General features: G+C 69.6%; 2 protein-coding genes and 1 pseudogene. All 3 read left to right on the top strand.

Features of this window, described 5'->3' with window-relative positions; genetic code table 11:
• Positions 1–949 (top strand): hypothetical protein (locus VF697_RS40865; protein ID WP_331103829.1); only part of this gene is annotated, 949 nt, incomplete at its 5' end.
• Between the two features lie 39 nt (positions 950–988).
• Entirely contained in the window at positions 989–2,197 is a 1,209-nt protein-coding gene (locus tag VF697_RS40860; protein WP_331103828.1) for a hypothetical protein, read from the top strand.
• A gap of 255 nt (positions 2,198–2,452) precedes the next feature.
• Positions 2,453–2,785: pseudogene (locus tag VF697_RS40855) on the top strand (class I SAM-dependent methyltransferase); the annotation flags it as partial.

The raw sequence follows: 2,785 nt of genomic DNA, 5'->3' as shown, positions 1-2,785 counted from the left end.
GGCACCTCCCGAGGGGGCGCCGCCTCCGGGCTACTCGGTGAACTCGTATGGCTACTGGGTGCCGGATCTCTACATCCATTACGGCGCGCCCTACTACGATCCGCCCATCTACTCCGTGTCCTCGCGTGGCACCTCCGGCGTCCACGAGGCCACGCCCGTCACGGAGGCCTCGTCCACGCCCCCCGTGTCGAGCGGCGGCGGCAGCTCGTCCATCGGCGACATCAAGGGGGTCGACAAGCTCCTGGTGGTGGCCATCGTCGTCGGAGTCGGGGTCGGCATCGCGGTGGCGGCCTCCGAGGGGGCGCGCTTCGAGGGCTCGGTCGCCGTGCACCCGCACCACCCGGTGCACCTCTATAACCACAGTGGCGGGCAGCGCATCGTCCCGCTCGACGAGCTCACCTTCGATGATCTGCGCAACGTCGAGAGGGCCGCGCTGTCGGGCCATGAGGGCGCCGGCCTGTGGCTGCGTGACGCCGCGCCACTCAACCGCAAGGGCTTCACGTACCAGTTCGGCGCGGGCAACGACAGCTTCGCGCTGCCCGGCCGGCTGACGTGGCGGAGCGCCGGCTTCCACTTCGCGCTCGGCTACTTCCCCTCGAGGAAGCTCGGCCTCCTCGCGCACTCGCGCATCCAGCTCGGAGATGACCAGAGCAAGAGCTTCTACAACACGCGCCTGGGCCTGGAGGCCCAGTGGTACCCCCTCTCGCTGTGGCGCCTGCACCTGGGGCCCTTCGTCGGCGGCGGGCAGTCGTGGGCGGCCTCGGCCGGGGCGACGATGCCCGCCATGAGTGGCAAGCGGCCCTATGTGTCCTTCGGTGCGCTCGCGGAGTTCGAGCTGGCCACGCGTCTGGGATTGACCTTTCGCTGGACCGAGGACTGGCTGCCGACCGTCGGTGGGGACACCCGTGCCCTCAACCACTCGTGGTCGGTGGGGCTCGCCATCTACTGAGCCGTGGGACGGGGGCGTGGCGCTGAAGTACAAGGGCGCATGCTCCTGCCCGCCTTCCTCCAGCGCCCGTCCATGCGAGCCCTGCTGCTCGTCGCGCTCTCCTTCATCGGCTGGGGAAGCTGGGCGCTCGTGAGTCCCTATCCGCCTCCCTACGGCGGGCTGTCCGGACGGTTCTCGGACCACGTCTCGCACATGAACGCCGCGCGACTGTTCGTCCTGTGCGGCACCTGCGTGTGGGAGCAGCCCGCCGATGAGTTCCTCCAGCACTACACCGACGAGGAGCGGCGGCGGTTGCCCGAGGATCTCGGGCCCTACATGACGGAGAAGTCCCCGCTCTACGTCGCTCCGGGCGGGTCGCTCGACAAGCCGCTCCTGCTCAACTGGCCCGTCTTTCCGCGCCCGTACCCACCGGGAGCCCTGCTGCTCTCGGCCCCGGTGGCGCTCGTCTACCACTTCACCCCGCTCTCGTTCTCCGGCGCGAGCCGCCTGCTCGTCCTCAGCTACCTGCTGTACGCCCACCTCGGGCTGTTCCTCGTGCTGCGCTGGCTGATGTCGGGCGCGGCCCAACCCCTGGCGCTCGGGCTGCTCGGCGGCTTCCTCCTCTATTCGGAGACGGTCCGCTGGGCGCTCGAGGGCTTCTACGACGTGGCGCTGCTGGCCCCGCTCGCGCTCTGTGGCCACTTCCTCTACCAGCGGCGAGGACTGGCGGCGCTGGTGAGCTACTGCGTCGCGGCCTTCCTGCACTACCGCGCCTTCTTCTTCGCGCCGCTGTCGCTCTACGCGCTGTACCTCCTGCTGCGCGAGGGGAGGCGCGAGCCCTGGGGCGTGCGGCAGTGGGTGGGCATGGCGGCCGTCGCGGTGCTCGGGGGCGCGAGCCTCCAGACGTTCGGGCTCGTCGCGCCGTCGCTCACGCTCTTCCCGCTCACCAATCCGCTGCGGAACCCGGAGACGCACGGCCTGCTGCACCTGCTCGTCGGGGGGGGCCTGGCGGCGGTGGCGCTCCTGTACGCGCGGGCCTGGGTGGACCTGGCGCTGCTGGGCTGGATGGGGATGATGCTGCTGCGCCTCTACCAGACGCAGGCCTGGCACGCGCTGTCGCTGCTGCTGTGGCTGGCGCTCCCGGTGTGGACGCCGCGGAGCGAGCGGGTGCCGCTGGTCCGAGACGTCCGGCTGGCGTTCGTCTGGATGATGGCGGTGCTCGTCTACAAGCAGACGCTGCTGCCGGCGCGGCTGGTGGACTTCCTCTGACGCGAGCCACCCCGTGCCGGGGCCGGGCATCAAACGCCGAGCCGGGGCGCTTTTCCAGCCACCCGTGGAGGAGCGTCGGGCGCTTCACACACCCGCCCCGGTCCGTGGCGGATCATTCGTCCATCAACGTGCGCTTCGGTCACCCGAGCGGGGGAGACACGGGTAGAGTGTTGACCCCCTGCGTCATGGGGAGTGCCCGGGCTCGCGAGCCCAGGCCCTTCACCGCGTGACGCACGGCCTTACCGGAGAGACATCATGGATGCACCCGTTTCATTCCGTCTGAATCCGAAGCACCCGTCCGTGGGCCCCAGCTACGCCTCGGGCAAGGTCCCGATGACCACTCTCATCGAGGACTACATTCACGAGCGCCTCGACATCGAGGGCGACTTCCGCGCCTTCATCCGCGAGCGCCACAAGGTGGCGGACTACAAGTTCGTCGCGGACCACTTCAAGTTCCTCTTCACCCGCTTCCTGCCCGAGGTGCTCATCCACTCGCAGGAGCAGGACATCCGCATCGGTCGCGAGCACTATGACCGCGGCAACGACTTCTTCGGCTGGTTCCTCGGGCCGCGGATGATCTACACCTCC

Source organism: Archangium sp. (assembly GCF_036388035.1).
Lineage (GTDB): Bacteria > Myxococcota > Myxococcia > Myxococcales > Myxococcaceae > Archangium.
The sequence above is the reverse complement of the archived record's forward strand: the minus strand, read 5'-3'. Positions and strand labels throughout refer to the sequence as shown.